General features: G+C 69.3%; 23 protein-coding genes and 2 pseudogenes. 12 read left to right on the top strand and 13 right to left on the bottom strand.

The features are described 5' to 3' along the window. Positions 1-208: 208 nt before the first annotated feature. Positions 209-871, bottom strand: a complete 663-nt coding sequence (locus CFT82_RS11465) for a hypothetical protein (RefSeq protein ID WP_143469472.1) — start codon at positions 869-871, stop codon at positions 209-211. A 258-nt stretch (positions 872-1,129) separates the two neighbouring features. On the opposite strand from CFT82_RS11465, the gene CFT82_RS03490 reads away from it, so the two are divergent. The 4 genes from CFT82_RS03490 to CFT82_RS03475 all read left to right on the top strand — a co-directional run bounded on the left by CFT82_RS03490 (position 1,130) and on the right by CFT82_RS03475 (position 3,227). Next, entirely contained in the window at positions 1,130-1,438 is a 309-nt protein-coding gene (locus CFT82_RS03490; protein ID WP_088817664.1) for a nucleotidyltransferase family protein, read from the top strand. Further along, positions 1,422-1,760 carry a HepT-like ribonuclease domain-containing protein gene (locus CFT82_RS03485; protein ID WP_088817663.1) on the top strand — a complete coding sequence of 113 codons (339 nt, stop codon included), beginning with the start codon at positions 1,422-1,424 and terminating at the stop codon, positions 1,758-1,760. Before CFT82_RS03490 ends, CFT82_RS03485 begins: the two co-directional genes overlap by 17 nt. 82 nt (positions 1,761-1,842) lie before the next feature. Further along, positions 1,843-2,142, top strand: coding sequence for a HigA family addiction module antitoxin (locus CFT82_RS03480; RefSeq protein WP_088817662.1), 300 nt, complete (start codon positions 1,843-1,845; stop codon positions 2,140-2,142). Beyond that, the gene (locus tag CFT82_RS03475; RefSeq protein ID WP_088817661.1) at positions 2,139-3,227 is read left to right on the top strand and encodes a serine hydrolase domain-containing protein; all 1,089 of its coding nucleotides are present in this window, start codon (positions 2,139-2,141) and stop codon (positions 3,225-3,227) included. The genes CFT82_RS03480 and CFT82_RS03475 overlap by 4 nt, the downstream gene beginning before the upstream one ends. Positions 3,228-3,299: 72 nt before the next feature. On the opposite strand, the pseudogene CFT82_RS11995 reads toward CFT82_RS03475, so the two are convergent. Both CFT82_RS11995 and CFT82_RS12185 read right to left on the bottom strand, forming a co-directional pair. Beyond that, positions 3,300-3,440: pseudogene (locus tag CFT82_RS11995) on the bottom strand (type II toxin-antitoxin system RelE family toxin); the annotation flags it as partial. 21 nt (positions 3,441-3,461) lie between these two features. Further along, on the bottom strand, positions 3,462-3,722 hold the full coding sequence (locus tag CFT82_RS12185) for a DUF6290 family protein (protein WP_268807419.1): 261 nt from the start codon (positions 3,720-3,722) through the stop codon (positions 3,462-3,464). Between CFT82_RS12185 and CFT82_RS03460 the strand changes: the two are divergent. Then, a pseudogene (locus CFT82_RS03460) lies at positions 3,669-4,656 on the top strand (IS3 family transposase); the annotation flags it as partial. The gene CFT82_RS12185 and the pseudogene CFT82_RS03460 overlap by 54 nt on opposite strands. A gap of 105 nt (positions 4,657-4,761) precedes the next feature. On the opposite strand, the gene CFT82_RS03455 reads toward CFT82_RS03460, so the two are convergent. Continuing rightward, positions 4,762-5,793, bottom strand: coding sequence for an SDR family NAD(P)-dependent oxidoreductase (locus CFT82_RS03455; protein WP_088817658.1), 1,032 nt, complete (start codon positions 5,791-5,793; stop codon positions 4,762-4,764). 125 nt (positions 5,794-5,918) lie between these two features. Here CFT82_RS03455 and CFT82_RS03450 point away from each other — a divergent pair, with 125 nt between their 5' ends. After that, a complete protein-coding gene (locus CFT82_RS03450; RefSeq protein WP_088817657.1) occupies positions 5,919-7,130 on the top strand; it encodes a zinc-dependent alcohol dehydrogenase in 1,212 nt (403 codons plus the stop codon). 51 nt (positions 7,131-7,181) lie between these two features. On the opposite strand, the gene CFT82_RS03445 is transcribed toward CFT82_RS03450, so the two are convergent. The 5 genes from CFT82_RS03445 to CFT82_RS03425 form a co-directional block, all read right to left on the bottom strand. After that, on the bottom strand, positions 7,182-8,513 hold the full coding sequence (locus CFT82_RS03445) for an alpha/beta hydrolase (protein ID WP_088817656.1): 1,332 nt from the start codon (positions 8,511-8,513) through the stop codon (positions 7,182-7,184). 9 nt (positions 8,514-8,522) lie between these two features. Beyond that, entirely contained in the window at positions 8,523-8,723 is a 201-nt protein-coding gene (locus CFT82_RS03440; protein ID WP_143469471.1) for a helix-turn-helix domain-containing protein, read from the bottom strand. A 307-nt stretch (positions 8,724-9,030) separates the two neighbouring features. Beyond that, positions 9,031-9,819 carry a TRM11 family SAM-dependent methyltransferase gene (locus CFT82_RS03435; protein WP_088817655.1) on the bottom strand — a complete coding sequence of 263 codons (789 nt, stop codon included), beginning with the start codon at positions 9,817-9,819 and terminating at the stop codon, positions 9,031-9,033. A gap of 105 nt (positions 9,820-9,924) precedes the next feature. Next, entirely contained in the window at positions 9,925-10,560 is a 636-nt protein-coding gene (locus tag CFT82_RS03430) for a peroxiredoxin (RefSeq protein WP_088817654.1), read from the bottom strand. 117 nt (positions 10,561-10,677) lie between these two features. Continuing rightward, positions 10,678-11,217 carry a serine hydrolase domain-containing protein gene (locus tag CFT82_RS03425; RefSeq protein ID WP_159461841.1) on the bottom strand — a complete coding sequence of 180 codons (540 nt, stop codon included), beginning with the start codon at positions 11,215-11,217 and terminating at the stop codon, positions 10,678-10,680. Here CFT82_RS03425 and CFT82_RS11670 point away from each other — a divergent pair, their 5' ends adjacent. The 4 genes from CFT82_RS11670 to CFT82_RS03410 all read left to right on the top strand — a co-directional run bounded on the left by CFT82_RS11670 (position 11,218) and on the right by CFT82_RS03410 (position 12,437). Continuing rightward, positions 11,218-11,436 (top strand): hypothetical protein, encoded by a 219-nt coding sequence (locus CFT82_RS11670; protein WP_159461840.1) that lies wholly within the window; start codon positions 11,218-11,220, stop codon positions 11,434-11,436. It begins immediately after the preceding gene. Between the two features lie 80 nt (positions 11,437-11,516). Beyond that, positions 11,517-11,714: a hypothetical protein gene (locus tag CFT82_RS03420; protein ID WP_088817652.1), complete on the top strand. Its 198-nt coding sequence runs from the start codon at positions 11,517-11,519 to the stop codon at positions 11,712-11,714. Beyond that, entirely contained in the window at positions 11,698-12,036 is a 339-nt protein-coding gene (locus CFT82_RS03415) for a type II toxin-antitoxin system PemK/MazF family toxin (protein WP_088817651.1), read from the top strand. The genes CFT82_RS03420 and CFT82_RS03415 overlap by 17 nt, the downstream gene beginning before the upstream one ends. A 50-nt stretch (positions 12,037-12,086) precedes the next feature. Then, positions 12,087-12,437, top strand: coding sequence for a hypothetical protein (locus tag CFT82_RS03410; protein ID WP_143469470.1), 351 nt, complete (start codon positions 12,087-12,089; stop codon positions 12,435-12,437). 1,139 nt (positions 12,438-13,576) lie between these two features. On the opposite strand, the gene CFT82_RS03400 is transcribed toward CFT82_RS03410, so the two are convergent. The 3 genes from CFT82_RS03400 to CFT82_RS03390 are packed head-to-tail and all read right to left on the bottom strand — an operon-like array spanning position 13,577 to position 17,313. Next, on the bottom strand, positions 13,577-15,091 hold the full coding sequence (locus CFT82_RS03400; RefSeq protein WP_088817649.1) for an acetyl-CoA hydrolase/transferase family protein: 1,515 nt from the start codon (positions 15,089-15,091) through the stop codon (positions 13,577-13,579). Between the two features lie 47 nt (positions 15,092-15,138). Then, complete coding sequence (locus tag CFT82_RS03395; RefSeq protein WP_088818304.1) at positions 15,139-17,025, bottom strand: heavy metal translocating P-type ATPase; 1,887 nt, start codon at positions 17,023-17,025, stop codon at positions 15,139-15,141. Positions 17,026-17,082: 57 nt separating this feature from the next. After that, a complete protein-coding gene (locus CFT82_RS03390; protein ID WP_015779949.1) occupies positions 17,083-17,313 on the bottom strand; it encodes a heavy-metal-associated domain-containing protein in 231 nt (76 codons plus the stop codon). Positions 17,314-17,421: 108 nt separating this feature from the next. Between CFT82_RS03390 and CFT82_RS03385 the strand changes: the two genes are divergently transcribed. Then, positions 17,422-18,093 carry a Crp/Fnr family transcriptional regulator gene (locus CFT82_RS03385; RefSeq protein ID WP_088817648.1) on the top strand — a complete coding sequence of 224 codons (672 nt, stop codon included), beginning with the start codon at positions 17,422-17,424 and terminating at the stop codon, positions 18,091-18,093. Between the two features lie 32 nt (positions 18,094-18,125). Here the strand turns inward: CFT82_RS03385 and CFT82_RS03380 are convergent, their stop codons facing one another. Next, positions 18,126-18,506, bottom strand: coding sequence for a YchJ family protein (locus CFT82_RS03380; protein ID WP_015779947.1), 381 nt, complete (start codon positions 18,504-18,506; stop codon positions 18,126-18,128). 96 nt (positions 18,507-18,602) lie between these two features. Here CFT82_RS03380 and CFT82_RS03375 point away from each other — a divergent pair, with 96 nt between their 5' ends. Next, complete coding sequence (locus CFT82_RS03375) at positions 18,603-19,616, top strand: DUF368 domain-containing protein (protein WP_088817647.1); 1,014 nt, start codon at positions 18,603-18,605, stop codon at positions 19,614-19,616. Positions 19,617-19,702 lie beyond the last annotated feature (86 nt).

Genomic DNA, 19,702 nt, shown 5'->3' with positions numbered 1-19,702 from the left:
GGCTCACCGCCTGCCACGCAGATCAGCTCGCGGCTGCTCGGTCACCAACCGAGGGTCTGCGCCTCCGCCCGTGTGCTCCATGAGCGGCACCTCCCAGTCTAGCGAGGATTGCCACGAGTCAACAGACCAGGCGGGCCGTCATACGACGACTTGACGAATGTGGTCGAATTTAGATTCAATGTATGATCAAGGATACGATTATTGGCGCTCAGTCCAGCAGTTTTTGGTCTGTTGAAAAGGCTTGGGTGCTGATTTCTTTGCCATTCCTTGTCAGGTAGAGGTACTTGGGCTGATCGGCCATTTGCACAATGTGGCTTTCGAGTAGGAGGCTCAACTTCTCCCCAAGAGTACGATATTCAGACAAATACTCCTCTGGGGGGCGTCGTCGCTTCTTGAGGACGTAAGGTGTCTGCGCATGGAGAACCTCGCTGAGAAGCCCGAAGTATCGGCCAATTTCGGCTTCCTGCAGTCCAACTCCCGAGCGCACCCCAAGCCCTTCACGGCCACCGTGAGTCACTTGCCCGAAGGACGCGGGCCAGTAGTGCGGGTTGAGTCTCTGCAGAATCTTTCGGGCGGAGTCGAAGTTTCGAGAGTTTGAAACGGCTACGTTAGCCTGTGATACCAAGGTGTGACTGGCAACGAACGATGCCATCGTGATTTGCTCTATCACCAAGCGAAGGTGGGCCGCGCTGTGTATGAGGTCGGCAAAGTCAATTTTTGGACCAGAGAGTTGATTGTGCGCGTGGTCGAGGTCCCAAAAAATCCGATCGTATAGGGTGCGATAGATCGCGACCGTGCCCGTCTCAAGCGCCTCCAACCCTTGGATCGCCTCGGAAGAGTGGATGTCTGAGTCGCCTCGCCCGTTTGCCATGGATCCAGCGTATTGGGAAGCTGGCCCACGTGCTGGCGTGGGCGATCCGAACCGTAACGGGTCGCGCGCCCGGTGCGCGCTGGCACAACTGACCGGACGTGGAGATCGACGTCAGGATCGGGCGCTGTCTAGTGGTGGCGTGGGTGCGACGCCATGCTAATCGGCTACGGAACGCGGTTGAGTTCCGCTTCAACGTGTGACCCGCCATCAGAGATCGACATCCGCTCCACGAGTCGGCAGTGATGAGATACTGGCACTATGACTGTCACTGCTGGCGTTGACCTCGCTGCGATCCGTCGCGCCGCTGAGCGCCATGGCGTGGCCGAGTTGTCACTGTTCGGGTCAGCCGTCACCGGGGACTTCGACGCGGACAGCGACGTCGACTTCCTCGTCGACTTCCTCCCCGATCGGCCGGATCCGTTCGAGGACTTCTGTGCGCTGCGCGATGACCTTCGGGGTATCGTGGGTCGCGACGTCGATCTCGTCGTGAAACGAGCGATTCGCAATCCGTACTTCCGTGAGTCTGCGCTCAGCCAGGTGGAGACCGTCTATGTTGCCGACGTCTAAGGCCCATCTCTGGGACGCCCATCAGGCATGCCTGGCTGCCCTCTCCTTCGTAGAGGGGATCGACGTTCACGATTTTCAGGTCAACCTACTCGTGCAATCGGCAGTGGAGCGCCAGCTGGAGATTCTCGGTGAGGCCTTGAACCGTCTGCGACGCACCGATGCCCGGACCGCTGCGGAAGTGCCGAATCTTGATCAGATCATCGGGATGCGCAACATCATTGCCCATGAGTACGGAGTTGTGGATCATGCGATTGTGTGGGCGGTGGTCGATGCGCGGCTGTCTCCTCTCGCTGACCAGCTAGCGGTACTGCTGGAGGACTGAGTGGGCTCGAGATGCTGAATGTTGCTACTCCTTGATCCCAGACGCTCAACCTGATCATCGAGGACTGCCACTGAGGTGCACCATGACTGAGAAGCTCTACGCGCCGATCCACCCTGGCGAGGTCCTGATGGAGGACTTCATCGAAGGCTTCGGCATCACGCAGCACAAGCTCGCCGTGTCGATCGGGGTGCCGCCGCGGCGGATCAACGAGATCGTGCACGGCAAGCGAGCCATCACCGCGGACACGGCACTTCGCCTGGGTCGCTACTTCGGTGTTGAGCCGCAGTTCTGGCTCAACCTGCAGAGTCGATACGAGCTGGAGCTGGCGGAGGACCGCGTGGCCGATCAGGTGGCTGAGATCAAGCCGCTGCAGGTCGCGTGAGCTCGCGCAGGCGGCTGGCTGTCGGGGCGGGCCTGGTGATGGCGGGGGCGGCGAGTTTCGAGGTATTCGCCCGAGCCAGAACTCCGAACCTGTGCAGCCCGTCATCAGGGGACTCTTGGCTCATCCGCGAAGCCGAGGCGATTCTTCGACGATCGCATGGTCCTCGAGGCCGGGCCAGTATTGCGGTAATCGACGATGGTGTACTCCGTGAAGCTCATTTCGGTGCAGATCGTCACACACAGTACGAAATCGGTTCGATCACCAAGACCATGACGGCCGCAGTCTTCGCCGACATGGTGGAGCGCGGTGAAATCAGCCGACGGGCCCTGCTGGGGGCCTTCCTCGAGCTGGAGGGCAGCGAGGTAGCCGCCGTCGAGCTGGAAGAGCTTGCCACGCACACAAGCGGGTTGCCTGACATGGCGAGCACCTGGCGCAACTTCGCCGGGCTTGTGCTCTGGCCATTGCTCGTGCATGACCCCAGTTCGTCGGTGACTCTCGAGCGACTGGTCGTGGATGCGCGACGGTCTCGCGTGGGGCCGAAGGAGTATGCCTACTCCAATCTCGGGTACTCCTTGCTTGGGCAGGCGCTGGTTCGCCATTCCCGGACGACCTTCCCTCGGCTGCTGGAGGAACGATTGTTCGCACCACTGGGGATGGTCGACAGCTTCGTTCCGGCAGATCCAAGATCACTTCCAGCCGATGCGCCCCGCGGCTACTCGATCATGTGGGGGAGGCGGGCCGCGCCCTGGACCTTGGGCGCTGAAGCGCCCAGTGGCAGTGTTCGATCAACTCTCGCTGACATGACCCGATACCTGCAGGCTCTGCTGGACGGCACCGCTCCTGGCGCGAGTGCCTTGGAGCCGGCTGCTGTCGTCGACGGCAGTCTTCGTATCGGCTACGGCTGGCATATCGACCAGGACTCGCTGGTGTGGCACAACGGTATGACTGGTGGCTTCAGCAGCTGGATGAGTCTTTGTCCCGGCCGTGGGCGGGGCGTGGTCGTGCTCAGCAACACCATGAACTCAGTTGATGAACTAGGTAGGAAGCTGGCCGGCTCGTCCTCAGGCGCATCGGGCATTAGTTAGGGCAGTGCGTCGCATGATGGCTCTATCCAACGAAACTCGGTGGAGTTCCGCTTCAACGTGTGACCCGTTGGCTCAGCCGTCGTAGACCTTGTCGCGGCGGCCGATCGCGAAGACCTCGATGGTGACGACGTCGTCGTGGATGAGGGCGAGGATGCGGTAGGAACCCACGCGGTAGCGCCACTCGCTCGAGCGGTTCGCGGTGAGCCCCTTGCCGACGGCGCGTGGGTCGGTGGATCAGCCGAGTTCGGTGAGGATCTCGTCGATGCTGAAGCGCTCGCCCGAGTCCTGTGCGATCGCCTTGCGCAGCTCCTGGAGGTCGTAGGAGTCCTCGATCTTCTCCAGGATGGCGGTGCGGACGAAGTCGGAGGTGGTGGCGCCCTCGGAATGCGTGAAAGTGTGGACGAGCCCGGCGCGGACGTCGCCCGTCCGGGCGTGACCAAGGCCGAGTCCGAGGAGGTGCGTGCCCTGAAGCGCCGTAACCGGTTGCTGGAGCAGGAGAACGACGAGCAGCGGCGTACCTGTCACAGGCGAACCTGAAGCTGGGCCAGTCCCCCAAATGACCTACCCGCTGGTCCGTGACCTTGCCGCTGACGGGATCCCCGTCACGGTGGCCTGCCGGGTGCTGAAGTTCTCCCCGCAGGCGTTCTACGCCTGGTGCGCCCACCCGGTCAGCGACCGGGACCTGGTGGATGCCTACGCGATGAACGCCGCGTACGAGATCCACGCCGAGGACCCTGGACTGGGGTATCGATTCATCGCTGATGAACTCGCGGACGCCGGTCATGCCCTGTCTGAGCGACGCGTGTGGAAGATCTGCCACCAGGGGCAGATCGTCTCCGCGCACTCCCGTACCCGGGGGCGACGGAAGAAGCCCGGCCCGCCGGTCCACGACGACCTCGTCCAGCGCGATTTCACCGCCGAGGCCCCGAATCGGTTGTGGTTGACCGACATCACCGAGCACCCCACGGCCGAGGGGAAGTTGTACCTGTGCGCCGTGAAGGACGTCTGGTCACGGCGGATCGTGGGGTACTCCATCAATGACCGGATGACCTCCCAGCTGGCCGTCGACGCCCTGGAGATGGCCATCGCCCGCCGGGGCCGCGACACCACCGCCGGGTGCGTGGTCCACGCCGACCGGGGCAGCCAGTTCCGGTCGCGCACGTACCTCTGCGCGCTGCACCGGCATGGCCTGACCGGGTCCATGGGGCGTGTGGCTTCCAGCGCGGACAACGCCGCGATGGAGTCCTTCTTCGCCTTGGTGCAGAAGAACGTCCTGAACAGCCGCCGCTGGGCCACCCGGGAGCAGCTCCGGCTGGCCATCGTCACCTGGATCGAGCGGACCTACCACCGCAGACGCCGGCAACGGGCTCTGGGCAAGACCACCCCGATCGAGTTTGAGACCATCTACTGGCCCGCTCACGCGGCCTGAAACACCACACCCGAAGTGTCAACCAAACCTACAGCAGTCCCGGCCTCGGTGCTCACGATCTGCATGGCGCCATCGTGCCGCAGGTCCGCGCGGCCCCGGCGGGGGTCAGCGCTCGTTGTTCTGCTCCCCGGCGCGGTCGCCGAGGGTGGAGAGCGCGTCCACCACCCGGCGAGCGCGACCCGTCAGGCCCTGGCGGGCCACCCGGCCCTCCACGGTGGTGCCGGGGCCCAGCGGGTCCACGGCCGGGGCGGTCGGGAGCACCCGGTTGGCCAGCCCCATCAGCCGCGTGGTGAACGAGGGCGCCAGGCCGTGCACCCGGGAGCCGACCTGGGTCACCGGGGACAGCATCACGTGGGTGTGCCCCTCGAGCACGCCGTGGACCATCCGCTCGGCGGCACGCTCGGCATCCATGGCCAGCAGGGGCAAGGAGGCCGAGGGGCCGAACCACGCGAACTCGCGGGCCACGTCGCCGGTGAACTGCGCGGCGTCGTGCGAACCGGTGCGCATCAGGCCCGGGACGATGGTGGTGGCCGTGATGCCGGTGCCGGCCAGCTCGGCGGTGAGCCCCTCGCTGAAGCCGACCGCACCGAACTTGGCCGTGGAGTAGGGCAGCAGGTGCGGCGGGGCCACCTTGCCGCCGACGCTGGTCACGGTGCCGATGCGGCCGCGGCCGCGCTCGCGCATGTGGGGCAGTACCTGCAGGGTCAGGTTCACCGGGCCCATCAGCATGGTGGAGACGGCCTGGTCGAAGTGCTCCAGGGTCATCGCCTGCACGGGGCCCACCTGGATGATGCCGGCGACGGTCAGCAGCACCTCGATGGGGGCGAGGTCCCGCTCCACGTGCTCCACCAGTGTGGTCACGGCCGCCCGATCGGAGATATCGCAGGGTGCGACGTCCAGCGTGGCGCCGGGGTACTCGGCCAGGAGCTGGTCGCGGGCGGCCTCGAGGGAGTCCCGGCTGCGGGAGGAGAGGACCACCCGGTAACCGTGCTGGAGGAACTGCTCGGCGCAGAGCAGTCCCAGCCCGCGGGAGGCTCCCATCACCAGCGCGAGGGGCTGCTGGCCGCTGGGCGCCGCGGGCTGGGTGCGCTCGCCGGGCTGGGTGGAGGGGGTGGTGGCCGGCACGGTGGTGTGCATGGCTCCACCGTAGGGGCACGGCGGACCCGCCGTGCCCCGTGCGGGGGCACGGCATCGGCCCTAGCCTGAACCCAGACAGAGCAGGAACCCCCATCCGGCCACCGCGCCGGGCAAGGAAGATCACCATGCGCGCGCTCACCTGGCAGGGCAACTCCAACGTCCGCGTCGAGGACGTCCCGGACCCCACCATCCAGCAGCCCACCGACGCGATCGTCCGCGTCACCTCGACCGCGATCTGCGGCTCCGACCTGCACCTCTACTCCGTCCTGGGGGCGTTCCTCCACCCTGGCGACGTCCTGGGCCACGAGTTCATGGGCATCGTGGAGGAGGTCGGGCCCGAGGCCGCCGGCCACCTCTCCGTCGGCGACCGCGTCGTGGTGCCTTTCAACATCTCCTGCGGCCACTGCTGGATGTGCTCCCGCGGTCTGTTCGCCCAGTGCGAGACCACGCAGAACACGAAGCAGGGCAAGGGTGCCTCGCTGTTCGGGTACACCGACCTCTACGGCGCCGTGCCCGGCGGGCAGGCCGAGTACGTCCGTGTGCCGCAGGCCCAGTTCGGCCCCGTCAAGGTGCCCCACGAGGGCGCCGACGAGCGCTACCTCTACCTCTCGGACATCCTGCCCACCGCATGGCAGGGTGTGAAGTACGCGAACGTCCCCGATGGTGGGACGCTGGCCGTGATGGGCCTGGGACCGGTGGGTCAGCTCGCGGTTCGCTCCGCGCTGAAGCTCGGGGAGGCCTCCCGCGTGATCGGGGTGGACCTGGTGCCCGAGCGCCTGGAGGCCGCGAAGGCCTGGGGCGCCGAGGTGCTGGACCTGCGCGACGTGGACGGCGGCGGGCGCGACCCGCAGAAGGTGGGCGAGGCGATCCGGGAGATGACCGGTGGCCGTGGCGCCGACTCCGTCCTCGAGGCCGTGGGCATGGAGGCGCACGGGAACCCGGTGGCCCACAAGGCGATCTCGGCCGTCGCCCACCTCCCGGGCCCGCTCGGTCGGCCCGCCATCGAGAAGGCCGGCATCGACCGCCTCGCGGCCCTGCACTCCTCCATTGAGGCGGTCCGCCGTGGCGGCACCGTCTCGGTTTCTGGCGTGTACGGCGGCATGGTGGACCCGATGCCGATGATGACGATGTTCGACAAGGGCATCGCCATGCGCATGGGCCAGTGCCACGTGAAGCAGTGGACCCAGGAGCTGTTCGACGTGGCGAACCGCAGCGAGGACCTGCTGGGTCTGGAGCAGCTCGCCACCCACCGGGTCTCCCTGGAGGAGGCGCCTCGCATGTACGAGGTCTTCCAGAAGAAGCAGGACAACTGCCTCAAGGTGGTCATGACCCCCTGACGCGCGTCCCGTGGGCCGAGTGCCCCACCCCTGCAGGGCACTCGCCGGCGATCACCGCCAGCGGGTGCCCTGCAGCAGTCCGATGAGGTGGTCCAACACGTCCTCGCCGGCGCCCAGCCCGTTGTGCTCGTGCGCGCTGGTCTCGTACACCCGGGCGTCGGGCAGCAGCGCGGCCGCCTCCAGCGAGAAGTCGCGCGGCACGTAGGCGTCGTTGCTGTAGACCGCCGCGGCCACGGGCACGTCAGCCCGGCGCAGCGCCTCGGCCGGGTAGAGCTCCGCCCACTCGACCTCGGCCAGCAGGTCGGCCGCCTCCGCGAACGGGGCCAGCAGGCTGTCCTCGGTGAACAGCGACCGGTGCAGGTGCTCCCCGCCGAACAGCGTCGGGTCGGCGGCCACCGCATCGGGCATCGTGCGGTCGGCAGCCCAGCGGGTGGAGACGCCGTCTGCCATCGAGGACTCGTGCAGGACCGAGTACAGGGGGTTGCGGCCGCCGAACGGCAGCATCCCCTCGAGGTCGGCTGCGAAAGCTGATGAGGTGTGGTCGCGCTCCAGCAGGTGGTGCAGCCGCTCGGAGCCCCAGGACATGCCCAGCCCGTGGCCGACGGTCCGGAAGCGCTCGGGGGAGACGACGTCGCCGTTCGGCAGGACGATCTCCCCCGCGGCGGCACGCTCGGTGAGCTCGGCGAGGCGGGCCCGGTCGCCGGGGAAGCGGCGGTGGTGCTCCTCGGACTTCCCGATCATCAGCTCCCAGGTGGTGCCGTAGACCTCCTCGATGGTGTGGTCCACCGGCGGCAGACCCCCGGTGATGAGCGCACCGGCCAGGGACTCGGGGTGCGTGGCGAGGTAGTGCAGGGAGGTGAACCCGCCGAAGGACTGCCCCAGGACGGTCCACTGCTCTGCGCCCAGGGCCTGCCGCACCAGCTCGCAGTCGGCGACGATCGAATCCGCCCGGAAGTGCTGCAGGTAGGCGGCCTGCTGGGCGGGCGTGGTGCTGGCCAGGACGCCGGTCAGCCCGGGCGCGGTGCGGCGCGGCCCCAGGGTGCTGCCCACGGGGGTGGACAGGCCCGTTCCCCGCTGGTCCAGCATCACCACCTGGTAGTCCTGCAGGGCCCGCCGCAGCCAGGAGGGGGTGGAGGTGGTGAGCGAGGGACGCGGGGCCTCGCCGCCCGGGCCGCCCTGGAGGAAGACCAGGTACGGCTTGTCCGCCCCGTCGGTGCCGGTGACCACGCGGGCGAAGAGCTCGAGCGTGTCTGCGGGCAGGGCCACGTCCGCCGGGGCGTCCGGGCCGATCGCCGGAGGCCGGGCCAGGCCGTGGTCGACGGGCGCCTCGAGGCGCAGGGTGCGGATGGTCAGGCCGGGCTGGTACTCGGTGGTCTGCTGCATGCGCCGAGCCTAGTGCCCCGTGACACCCTCAGCAGTCCCGTCGAGGTCGGTGCGCAGCACCTTGATGCGGGAACCGATCTTGACTGCGGGCAGCCGACCGTCAGCGATCCACTCCCGGAGGGTCTGATACGCGCCGTAGCCGAGCGAGACGACTTCCTGGAGCGTGATGTAGTGAGTGAGATCGGACGAAGGAGGCGGGGAGTACCCCATGGCAACTCCAGACAGCTTGAACTGTCCGGAGACGGGGGGATAGTTGTCCGGCTACTCTCCCGGTCGCCGTGCGCGATGCTCCACTGGGCCCTGTCGAGCCTCCGTGCCTTACGGGAGAAGTCACTCCCTGCCGGGTCGTCTGTATCTCAATCTCGACGTGGTTCCCGGCGCTACCCGGTGCTGACTATGCGCTGCTCACCCCAGCCCACGTGGGGTGATCCCTCCTCAAACACCTTGCGGTCGCGGTGATTAAGGACTTGGCGCGATCCAATCTAGCCTGTCAAGCGGAGTCAAGCCGGAGTGCTCCTCACCTTAGTAGTGTCCATAACGTGGTGGAGTTCCGCTTCAACGTCTGACGCAGATCCCGCGGCCGCTCCTCAACCCGGGAGGGGCGCTCGCTGCGAACGGCGTTCCCGGCCGGGGCTGGGGCCCGACGGAAGATGAGTAGGGCGTCCGCCGCGAGGTCGTGCGGCAGCTCGTCCCACTCGATGGGCACGACGGCCTCACGGGTCAGGTGGGCGTCGAGCACCCGGGCGCAGTCGTCGATGAGCAGAGTCCGGACGCCCTCGTGGAGGATGTCGGCCACGTTCCACACCAGGTGTCCGCCCGGGGTGAGGAGTCGCGCGCACTGCTCGGCCACCAGGCCCAGCTCCCGGAGGTAGCGGGCGTAGTCGCCGCCCGACTCCTCGTAGGCCGTGAGGGGATCGGCCTCGTGGTGCGTCATCGTCATGTACGGCGGCGAGCTCACGACGAGATCGACGCCGCCCGCCAGCCCCTGCGCCACGGGCCGCAGGTCCCGCGCATCGCACTCGGCGACCCAGGCCCCCGGGGTGCGGGCGCGCATGTACTCCACGCGCTCCGGCAGGAGCTCGACGCCGGCAGCCCGCCGTCCCAGCCGCACGGCCCGCTCCAAGGTGGTGCCGAACCCGGCGAAGGGGTCGAACACGGTGTCGCCGGGCCTGCTCAGGCGTTCGATGACGTGGTCGACGATCGCCGGGACCATGTGGACGTCCTCGTCCGCGCCGGGCGGAGACGCTGCACGGAACGCCTGCAGGGTGGTGGTCAGGGGGGAGTCGAGCATCCCCGAAGCGCTCATGGCGGGCACTGTATCCGCGGGGGTCGGCACGTCGTGGGCGGTGCTGTGCGACACGCGTCGGCCCCGCCGCGGAACGACGGGGCCGACGGATGGTGCGGGCGTGCCTTACTTCTTCCGGCCCGTCGTGAAGCGCAGGTAGGGGTAGATCTCCTCGACGTCCTCGAACTGCTCGCGGGCCTCGTCGGTGGGGATCGTCGGCGGGACGATGATGCGGTCCCCGACCTTCCAGTCAGCGCCGGTGGCGGCACCGGCGGAGTCGGCGGTCTGCAGCGCGTCGACCACGCGGAGGATCTCGTCGACGTTGCGACCGGTCGACTTCGGGCACATGAGGATCAGGCGGATCGTGTGCTCGGGGTCGACCACGAACCCGGCGCGCACGGAGTTCGTGTCGCCCTCGCCCGGGTGGATCATCCCGTAGAGCTCCGAGACCTTCTTGTCGGCGTCGTCGAGGATCGGGTAGTTGACCTCGGCGCCGGCGAACTTCTCGATGTCGGGGATCCATGCCTTGTGCTCCTCGACGGTGTCCACGGAGAGCCCGACGAGCTTGACGTTGCACTTGGTGAACTCCTCCTCGCGCTGGGCGAAGCGGCCCATCTCGGTGGTGCAGACCGGGGTCTTGTCGGCGGGGTGGGAGAACAGGACGGCCCAGGAGTCGCCCTTCCACTGGTGGAACGCGGTCTCGCCGAGCTGGCTGTCGGCGATGAAGTCGGGGGCGGTGTCACCGAGCTGCAGGTGAGCCATGAATCTTCCTCTCATCAGGGGTGAGTCGTCGGTTGGCGGGATCTCGCCGGCGAACTGACGCCTCTGTGTGGCCTTCATCGCCGTAGCCCAGTCCGGGGGCTCGTCAATCCCCACGTCTCACGCAAGGATCCAGCGCCAGTACAGGACGTTCGCGAGGCTGATGACCAGCACGATCGTCAGCCAGGTGCTGGGGCGCACCCGTTGGAGCTCCGGACGATCTGGGTCCCCGCGTAGTGGATGCTGCCCGAGAAGAGCTCGGTGAGGGTGGCCGGGTCGTCGAAGAGGGCGCGGGACCCGTCGGTGTCCGGCAGGAGCGCTCGGCCGAAGGTCAGGAAGTCCTGGAGGGTCGGTGGTCTCCGGGGGGTAGGCGATCTCGGCGAAGCCCGCCCGGTGGTCCATGAGGTCCTGCAGGGTGAAGGACTTCTCGAAGGTCAGTCCCGTGCCCTCCAGGTGGTCGGACACCTGGTCGCTGCGATCGAGCCTCCCCTGGTCCTCGAGCTGCATGATCGCCACCCACACCAGCAGCTTGGTGGTGGACCCCCACTCGTAGACGGACCTCTCGTCGGCGCGCACGCCGTTCTCGATGTCCACGTGGCCGTACTGGGTGGTGGTGTCGTGCTCGGCGTCGAAGTACCCGATGGAGACCGCGCCGGTCACGTGCTCGCGCTCCTCTCCAACGCTCCGTTCGGCCTGCTGTCCGTCGCGGATGCCGTCAGCCGTCACGACCCCTACTACCTCGTCACCAGGGACCACCAGCAGCTCCTGGTCAGGGTGGGGAAGCGCGAGCTGGAGAGTCGGGAGCTCGAGGAGCAGGTGTCCGGGCAGGCCTTCACCATCGGCCAGGATCGATTCCGCCGGGCGACCCGCGTCCGCTGACCCAAAGGGGGGGCTGCCAGCGCGGGCGCACTCGCCGAGCCCGTGTAGACGGCCTCGTCTACATCAACTACGATCCACGCATGGTCGAGACCACCACCGTTCGCGTCAGCAGGGAGACGCATCGCCGTTTGACGACTCTTGCCAGGGCTCGGCGCGAGTCGGTGGACGAGACGGTGCAACATGCTCTCCGGGCGCTTCGTCAGGACGCGATGGCGCGCGAGCTCGCCGCCGAGCTGCGCGACGACGAGACGGCATGGCTCGATGCTGACACCCGGTGATGTCGTCACGGTGGACTTGGGGGTGCCCCTGGGCAGCGAGGCCGGCCTGCGTCGGCCCGCGGTGGTGGTGACGGCCGGCCGGATTCTCAGTGGTGGTCCGAACGTGGTGCAGGTCGTGCCGCTGACCCGTACTCTGCGGCGGTCGGCGGTGGAGATCACCCTCGAGGCGGATCCGCACAACGGCTTGGACGTGGCGTCGGCGGCCCAGTGCCAGCACGTGCGGTCGGTGGCGACGGTGCGGATCGTGGAGTCCCACGGCAACGTGGGGCACGTGGCCCTGAGCGAGATCCGAGAGTCCTTGGCGCTCCTCATCGATGCCTGACAGAGGGCAAGGCGTTGCTCCCCGCCCGCCCGCCGGGCAGGCTGCCACTCATGAGTACGAGTCTGGTGTTCTGGGCGGGCGGGGACGACCTCGACGCCGCTGACGTGTACGCGGCGCTCGACGAGGGCCGCCCGGTGGACGGGGTCACCGCGGTGTCGCGCGACGAGATCGTGGACGCCTTCGCCGACGGCCTGCCCGGCTGGAGCTGGGACCACCAGTTCCTGCACCCGCCGGGGGCCGACCCGGAGGGGACCCCGGCGGTCGAGGTGTACCTGGGGGACCAGCACGCCGAGCTCACCACTTACGGGGCGGAGGGCGAGCAGCTCAACGCGAGCATCGAGATGATGCGTGGGCGGGGGTACCGGTTGTTCGACCCGCAGCTCGGGACCCGTTTCGCCTGAGACCCGCGAGGCGCCGGAGGGATGGGGACGCTGAGCGCATCGACCTCGCGCACGACGGCGCTGCTCCCGGCGCTCGGCCTCTTCCTCGCGGCCCTCGCGGTCGGCCTGGGGATGCGCCACGTCCCGGGGCTCGCCGCGTGGCAGCGTGACCAACTGACCACCCCCACCCTGACGGCCGTGACGTGCACGTCGGGGTGGCGGCCGTCGCGCTGCTGCTCACCGTGGCCTACCTGCTGTGCCTGCCCCTGCTGATGCGCTTTCTGGCCGGGACCCAGCGGGTCGACGGACCGCCCGCTGCCGGACCCGAGCACCACCGACGTCCTGGCCCGGTTTGACGGAAACGTCCCCCGGCTGGTCCTCGTGGTGGCCTGACTCCTGTGCGGCGGGGCCTCTCCTGCCTCGGGCATGAGCGACTTCCTCGGTGTGAACCTGGCGCCTCGGCCTGCTCAGCCCCTCCTTGCCAGTCATCGTTGGTGCGCGTCCACCGGGGCCACGCAGCCCTCGGGCTGGGCCGGTCCCTCCTCCAGCGCCGGCGGAGCGGCACGGTCCTCCGTCGAGGCGGTGGACAGCTGGCCACGCGGCTGCTGGGGTGACCGGCATCGGCAGGACGCCGGCACATCGATCACGGAGGGGGATGACCATGACCACGTGGAGGGATCAGGTCGAGCAGGTGTGCGAGCGGGGCAACCAGCTCCTCGAGGACGGACGGCCGGACGAGGCCGTCCAGACCTACGACCAGGCGTGGGACCTGCTGCCCGCGCCCCGCTTCTCGCGCCCGGAGGCCACCTGGGTCCTGGCCAGCATCGGCGACGTGCAGATGCAGCGGGGGGGGGGACTACGCCACCGCCCAGGAGGCCTTGAGTGCCTGCATGCACTGCCCCGGGGCGATCGGCAACCCGTTCATCCACCTGCGGCTGGGGCAGGCCCAGCTCGAGCTCGGCAACACCGACCGGGCCGCGGACGAGCTGATGCGCGCCTACATGGGGGGGTGGGCCGGAGATCTTCGCGATGGAGGACGAACGCTATCTCGACTTCCTCGCCTCCCGCGCCCCGGGGATCGAGCGGCCTGAGGCCGTCGAGCTGGACCTGCCCTGAGGTCGGGCTGCCCGAGTGCTCGGGGCAGCCGGGGCCAGCCCGGATCAGCCCTGCTTCATCGATCCCGTGTCGAGGAAGCGCTGGTGCCAGGAGAGCGCCTCGCCCAGCAGGTGCGGCGTGTGCAGGCCGTCGGAGCCCTTGAGGGCCCGCTCGTAGTAGTCCTCCAGCGCCGGGCGGTAGTCCGGGTGGGCGCACTTCTCGATGATCAGGCGAGCACGCTGCCGCGGGGAGAGCCCGCGCAGGTCGGCCAGGCCCTGCTCGGTGACCACCACGTGCACGTCGTGCTCGGTGTGGTCCACGTGGGAGACCATCGGCACGATGCAGGAGATGTCGCCGTTCTTCGCGGTCGACGGGGTGAGGAAGAAGGACGTGAAGGCGTTGCGGGCGAAGTCGCCGGAGCCGCCCAGGCCGTTCATCATCTTCGTGCCCATCAGGTGGGTGGAGTTCACGTTGCCGTACAGGTCGGCCTCGAGCATGCCGTTCATGGCCAGGATGCCCAGGCGGCGGACGACCTCCGGGTGGTTGGAGATCTCCTGGGTGCGCAGGATGAGCTTGTCGCGATAGGCCGCAACGGTGTCGTTGAAGCGCTCGGCGGCCTCGGTCGAGAGGGAGAAGGCGGTCGCCGAGGCGGTCGCCAGCGTGCCGGAGTCCAGGGCGTCCAGCATGCCGTCCTGCACCACCTCGGTGTAGGCCGTCAGTCCCTTGAAGCGGGACTTCACGAGCTCGGCCATCACGGCGTTGGCGATGTTGCCCACGCCCGACTGCAGGGGCAGCAGGCGCTCGTCGTAGCGGCCCTGGGCCACCTCGTGCTCGAAGAACTCGATGAGGTGCTGCGCGATGGCGATCGAGTCGTCGTCGGCCGGCTTGAAGGGGGAGTTGCGGTCCGGCGCGTGGGTCTCCACGACGGCCACCACCTTGGCCGGGTCGACCTCGAAGTAGGGCTGGCCGATCCGGTCCGACGGGGCGGTGATCATCACCGGCTTGCGGCTCGGCGGCAGGGCCGTGCCGTAGTAGACGTCGTGCAGGCCCTCGAGGTCGGCGCTCTGCCAGGAGTTGACCTCGAGGATGACCTGCTCGGCCAGGTCGAGCCAGGTCTTGTTGTTGCCCACTGAGGAGCTCGGGACGAGGGTCCCGTCCTCGCGGATCGCGGAGATCTCGACGACCGCGGTGTGCATCGGGCCGTAGAAGCCGTTCCACACCGTCTGCGCCAGGTGGGAGAGGTGCGTGTCGACGTAGTCGATCTCGCCGGCGTTGATCTTGGCCCGCATCGCCGGGTCCGACTGGAACGGGGCCCGCAGGGCCACGCCATCGACCTCCGCCAGAGCGCCATCCATCTCCGGGGAGGTCGACGCACCCGTGTGGAGGTTGATCCGGAACTCCTCGCCCCGGTCGTGCGCGGCCCGGATCCGCTCCGCCAGGGCCAGCGGGACGGCGGTCGGGGAGCCGGAGCCCGTGAAGCCGCTCATGCCCACCGTGGTGCCGGGCCGGATGAAGGCGGCTGCCTCCTCGGCGGACATCACCTTGGAACGCAGGCCGGAGTGGTGGATGCGGGAAGACATGGGACCTCTGCTGGCTCGGGGGCGGGGAGTGAGGAAGAACCATCACCCTAGCGGTGACCCCACGGCTCGTGACGCAGCAGGCGCATCGCGTTCACGATGACCACCAGCACCGAGGCCTCGTGCACCAGCATGCCCAGACTCATGGTCACACCGCCGGCGAAGACACCGGCCAGCAGCAGGGCCACCGTCACCAGGGCGATCACGATGTTCTGGTGCATCACGCGCACCGTGGAGCGGGCCAGGCCCAGGGCGTCGCCGACCCGGTCGATGCGGTCGGCCATCAGGGCCACGTCCGCGGTCTCCACCGCGAGGCCGCTGCCCGCTGCACCCATCGCGATGCCGATGTCGGCGCTCGCCAAGGCCGGGGCGTCGTTCACCCCGTCTCCCACCATGGCCACCCGGTGCCCCTCGGCCCGGAGCCGCTCGATGATGGCGAGCTTGTCCTCCGGCAGGAGGCCGGCGTGGACCTCGAGGTCACCCACCTCGGCGGCCACGGCCCTGGCCACCGACTCGCGGTCACCGGTGAGCATCAGCACGCGCTTCACACCGCTGCGGTGGAGCTGTTCCACCACGTCGGCGGACTCGGGGCGCAGGGTGTCGGCGACGGCCACCACGCCCAGCGGCTCTCCGTCGCGGACCACGGCCATGGCCGTGCGCCCCCGGCTCCCGAGCTCGTCCACGAGCTCCCGCAGGGCCGTGGCGTCGGTGCCGGGGAATGCCTGCTCACCCAGCTCGGGCTTGCCCACCGCGATGGTCCGCCCCTCGACCCTGGCGACGATGCCGTGCCCCACCACGGGGCGGAAGTCACCCTCGGGGCTCCCCACGAGCAGGCCCTCCTGGCGGGCTCGGCGGACGATCGGCTCGGCCAGGGGATGCTCGCTGCCCACCTCGGCCAGAGCGGCGGCACGGAGCACCTCCTCACGGTCGACCCCCGGGGTCACGGGGACGACGTCGGTGAGCTCCGGCGCCCCGGCAGTGAGGGTGCCGGTCTTGTCCAGTGCGACCGCGTCGACGGTGGCGGCCCGTTCCAGGTGCTCACCACCCTTGATGAGCACCCCGGACCGTGCGCCGCGACCGATCCCGGCCACGAGGGCGACGGGGATGGAGATCACCAGCGCGCCGGGGCAGCCGATGACCAGCAGGGTCAGGGCCAGCTCCACGTTCCTGGTGACCAGACCGGTCACCAGGGCCATCAGGACGATGCCCGGGGTGTACCAGCGGGAGAAGCGCTCCATGAAGGTCTGCGTGCGGGCCTTGGCGTCCTGCGCGTCCTCGACCCGGCGGATGATCCGGGCCAGAGTGGTCTCGGCGCCGATGGAGACGGCCCGGGCCCGGACGTGGCCCCCGGTCAGGACGGTGCCGGCGTAGACGGGGTCGCCCTCGGTCTTCTCCACCGGGATCGACTCGCCGGTGATGCTGGCCTCGTTCACCGCGGCCCGGCCGCCGAAGACCTCGCCGTCGACGGGCACGATGCCACCGGCCTTGATGATCACCACCTCGTCCGGGCGGACCTCGTGGGCCGGGACCTCGGTCTCGACACCCTCACGCACCACCATGGCCATGTCCGGGGCGGAGTCCACCAGCTCGGAGAGGGCCGATCGGGTGCGGGCCAGGGTCATGGCCTCCAGCGCCCCGCCGATCGCGAACAGCGTGGTCACCGCCGCGGCCTCCCAGTAGTTGTCGACCAGGACGGCACCGACGGCGGCGACCGTGACCAGCAGGTCGATCCCGACCACCCGGTTGAGCAGCGCGCGCACGGCGCTGAGAGCGATGCGGTGACCCGCCACCACCGCGGCCGCCAGCATGACCAGGTCGGCCGCGCCGTCCCGCCCGGACCAGCCCAGCGTCCACGAGACGACCACGAGCAGCGCGGCCAGGGCGGGGATGGTCCAGGGGGAGCCCTCGAGGCGCCGCCAGAGGGGCGGCCGGGTCATGGTCATGGGAGTCCTTTCGCGAGGTGCTGGGTGGCGTTCGGGGTGAGGGCCCCGTGCTCAGAAGACGGAGGGGGAGGACTCGTACCCGGCCTTGCGGACGGCTGCCACGAGATCCTCGGGGGTCACGGACTCCGCGTGGTCGACCTCGACCCGGGAGCTCGCGAACTTCACCTCGACCTTCTCCACGCCGGGAAGACGCTGGACCTGCTTCTCGATCTTGCTGACGCAGGAGGGGCAGGAGAACCCCTGTGCGCGAAGGGTGGTGTGCTGCAGAGCGGTGTTCGTCATGATTCGTCCTTCCGTCCTCGACGGGATCTCCGTCGATGCCCTCACGGTAGGAAGGTCCGCCCCAGGTCTCCTTGACCAAGATCAAGCCGGGCGAGGCAGGATGGATCCATGCCTCAGGACCTCTGCGTGACCCAGGTGCCGATCTTCGCCGGCCTCGACCCGGAGGCCCAGCAACAGGTGGCCTCCTGCGCGCACCCCGAGATGGTGGAGGCCGGGCACGACTTCTACCGGCAGGGCGAGGAGGTCGGTCAGCTGTTCGTGCTGCACGAGGGAACGGTGAAGCTGACCCACGGCCGGGCCGACGGCACCCAGCGGATCGTCCGCACGGTGGCCCCCGGGCAGGTGGTGGGGGAGCACCCCTTCCTGGCCGGTGGGCCCGCCGACCACACGGCCACCGCGATCGAACCGGTCGTGGCCTGCGTGTTCCAGCACGACCAGCTCGCGGGGCTGATGGGGGAGCACCCGCGCATCACGCGCGACCTGCTCGGGGCCATGAGTCGGCGGCTGGCCGACGCCGAGCAGCGCATCGCCCGCCTGACCAGCACCGACATGGCAGCCCGCCTGGCCGACTACCTGCTGGACCTGCCGGCCGCCGTGCAGGGACGGGACGTCCGGGTGAGCCTGCCCATGCGCAAGCGGGAGGTGGCCTCCTACCTGGGTGTCACGCCCGAGTCGTTCAGCCGTGCCCTGGCACGGCTGGAGAAGCGGGGCCTGGTCGAGGTCTCCGGTGCCGAGATCGCCCTGCTCGATCTGGACGGGTTGACCGAGCTGGCAGGCTGAGCGCACCCGAGCGCCGGTGCTGGCGCTGCGCCTCAGCGCTGCTCGCCGTCCACGTAGAACCACCGCCCGGCCCGCACCGCGAAGCGGGAGCGCTCGCGCAACGCCTCGCACGACCCGTCGGGTTGCCGGGAGCGGGCCGTGAACTCCACCACGCCCTCGGTCTGCCCGGGCCGGCCGCCCACCACCTCGTGCACCTCCAGCCCGGTCCACTCGGCGTCGCCGAGATCCACCGAGGCCGGACGGGTACGGGGGTGCCAGGTGCGCCACAGGTGCTCGGAGTCCCCGCGGGCGAAGGCGGAGTAGCGCGAGCGCATGAGTGCCTCCGCGGTGGGTGGCAGCGTCTCTGCGGCCAGGTGGGGACCGCAGCAGGTCGAGAAGTCCGGCGAGCCGCAGGGGCAGGGGACAGCGTTCATGTCCCCATCGTGCCCGTCGCGGATTCCTGCCGTCGGCCGCGGGGTGGATACAGTCCCCCGGACCCCGTGCCGACCGAAGGACGAAGAGCACACTCCATGACCAGCCAGATCGCGCAGGACGCCGCCCACGAGGCCCCGTCCCCCGGAGCACCCACCGGTCGGCAGACGCCGCTCGGCATCCTGCTCAACCTCGTCCGCGGGGTCCTCATCGGCATGGCCGAGCTCGTCCCGGGGGTCTCCGGCGGCACCGTCGCCCTGGTCACCGGGGTCTACGACGAGCTGCTCGACTCCGCCGCCCACGTCCTGTCCGCCCTCAAGCGGCTGGTCCAGGGGCCCGACCGGTGGAATGGCTTCGTCGGTCAGCTGCGCCAGAGCTCGTGGGGCCTTCTGGTGCCGGTCATGGCCGGCATGCTCGCGGCCGTCCTGCTGGCTGCCGGGGCCATGGCCGATCTCGTGGTCGACCACCCCGAGCACGCCCGCGGCCTCTTCCTGGGGCTCGTGGTGGCCTCGATCGCGGTCCCGCTCCTCATGGCCCGTGACAGCCGTCGCGAGGACGAGGCCGCCGGGCGTCCCACGCTCTCCCCGGTCGCCGCCGTGCTCGTCGTGGTCGTGGCCGCCGTCATCAGCTTCCTGCTGGTCAGCATGGCCGGCGGGGAGACCCGGATGCAGCCGAACCTCCTCGTGGTCTTCCTCGCTGCGGCGGTGGCCATCTGCGCGCTCGTCGTGCCGGGGGTCTCCGGCTCCTTCTTCCTGCTGGCCATCGGCCTCTACGCCCCCACCATGGCCGCCATCGACGAGCGCGATCTCACCTACATCGCCGTCTTCGGCCTCGGGGCGATGGTCGGGCTGGCCTCCTTCGTGCGTGTCATCCGCTACTTCCTGCTGCGCCACCGCCGGGTCACCCTGCTGGCCATGAGCGGGCTGATGATCGGCTCCCTGCGGGCGCTGTGGCCCTGGCAGGAGGTCGTCGGGGAGCACGGGGCCGGGGCCGTGACCGGCCCGACCGACCCGGTGACCGGGCCGGTGCTGCTGGGCCTCCTCGGGGCCGTCGTCGTCGCGGCGCTGGTGGTCTTCGAGCGACGCTTTGGTACCCCGACCCCCGGGGCCTGACCAGCAGGCGGGATGGTTCGGGAACCCCCTCCGGGGGGTGTAAAGTGGCAGAGACCGTGCCTGTGGCCCGACGTCCCGCCGGTCAC

Origin of the sequence: Kytococcus aerolatus (assembly GCF_900187395.1) — a bacterium.
Lineage (GTDB): Bacteria > Actinomycetota > Actinomycetes > Actinomycetales > Dermatophilaceae > Kytococcus > Kytococcus aerolatus.
This window is presented reverse-complemented; position numbering and strand designations above follow the sequence as displayed.

Excerpts from the sequence above, each read along its gene's own strand:
- CFT82_RS11465 (WP_143469472.1), bottom strand. The coding sequence starts at position 871 with ATGGCAAACGGGCGAGGCGACTCAGACATCCACTCTTCCGAGGCGATC.
- CFT82_RS03490 (WP_088817664.1), top strand. The coding sequence starts at position 1,130 with ATGACTGTCACTGCTGGCGTTGACCTCGCTGCGATCCGTCGCGCCGCT.
- CFT82_RS03485 (WP_088817663.1), top strand. The coding sequence starts at position 1,422 with ATGTTGCCGACGTCTAAGGCCCATCTCTGGGACGCCCATCAGGCATGC.
- CFT82_RS03480 (WP_088817662.1), top strand. The coding sequence starts at position 1,843 with ATGACTGAGAAGCTCTACGCGCCGATCCACCCTGGCGAGGTCCTGATG.
- CFT82_RS03455 (WP_088817658.1), bottom strand. The coding sequence starts at position 5,793 with ATGCACACCACCGTGCCGGCCACCACCCCCTCCACCCAGCCCGGCGAG.
- CFT82_RS03450 (WP_088817657.1), top strand. The coding sequence starts at position 5,919 with ATGCGCGCGCTCACCTGGCAGGGCAACTCCAACGTCCGCGTCGAGGAC.
- CFT82_RS03445 (WP_088817656.1), bottom strand. The coding sequence starts at position 8,513 with ATGCAGCAGACCACCGAGTACCAGCCCGGCCTGACCATCCGCACCCTG.
- CFT82_RS03440 (WP_143469471.1), bottom strand. The coding sequence starts at position 8,723 with ATGGGGTACTCCCCGCCTCCTTCGTCCGATCTCACTCACTACATCACG.
- CFT82_RS03435 (WP_088817655.1), bottom strand. The coding sequence starts at position 9,819 with ATGAGCGCTTCGGGGATGCTCGACTCCCCCCTGACCACCACCCTGCAG.
- CFT82_RS03430 (WP_088817654.1), bottom strand. The coding sequence starts at position 10,560 with ATGGCTCACCTGCAGCTCGGTGACACCGCCCCCGACTTCATCGCCGAC.
- CFT82_RS03420 (WP_088817652.1), top strand. The coding sequence starts at position 11,517 with ATGGTCGAGACCACCACCGTTCGCGTCAGCAGGGAGACGCATCGCCGT.
- CFT82_RS03415 (WP_088817651.1), top strand. The coding sequence starts at position 11,698 with ATGCTGACACCCGGTGATGTCGTCACGGTGGACTTGGGGGTGCCCCTG.
- CFT82_RS03410 (WP_143469470.1), top strand. The coding sequence starts at position 12,087 with ATGAGTACGAGTCTGGTGTTCTGGGCGGGCGGGGACGACCTCGACGCC.
- CFT82_RS03400 (WP_088817649.1), bottom strand. The coding sequence starts at position 15,091 with ATGTCTTCCCGCATCCACCACTCCGGCCTGCGTTCCAAGGTGATGTCC.
- CFT82_RS03395 (WP_088818304.1), bottom strand. The coding sequence starts at position 17,025 with ATGACCCGGCCGCCCCTCTGGCGGCGCCTCGAGGGCTCCCCCTGGACC.
- CFT82_RS03390 (WP_015779949.1), bottom strand. The coding sequence starts at position 17,313 with ATGACGAACACCGCTCTGCAGCACACCACCCTTCGCGCACAGGGGTTC.
- CFT82_RS03385 (WP_088817648.1), top strand. The coding sequence starts at position 17,422 with ATGCCTCAGGACCTCTGCGTGACCCAGGTGCCGATCTTCGCCGGCCTC.
- CFT82_RS03380 (WP_015779947.1), bottom strand. The coding sequence starts at position 18,506 with ATGAACGCTGTCCCCTGCCCCTGCGGCTCGCCGGACTTCTCGACCTGC.
- CFT82_RS03375 (WP_088817647.1), top strand. The coding sequence starts at position 18,603 with ATGACCAGCCAGATCGCGCAGGACGCCGCCCACGAGGCCCCGTCCCCC.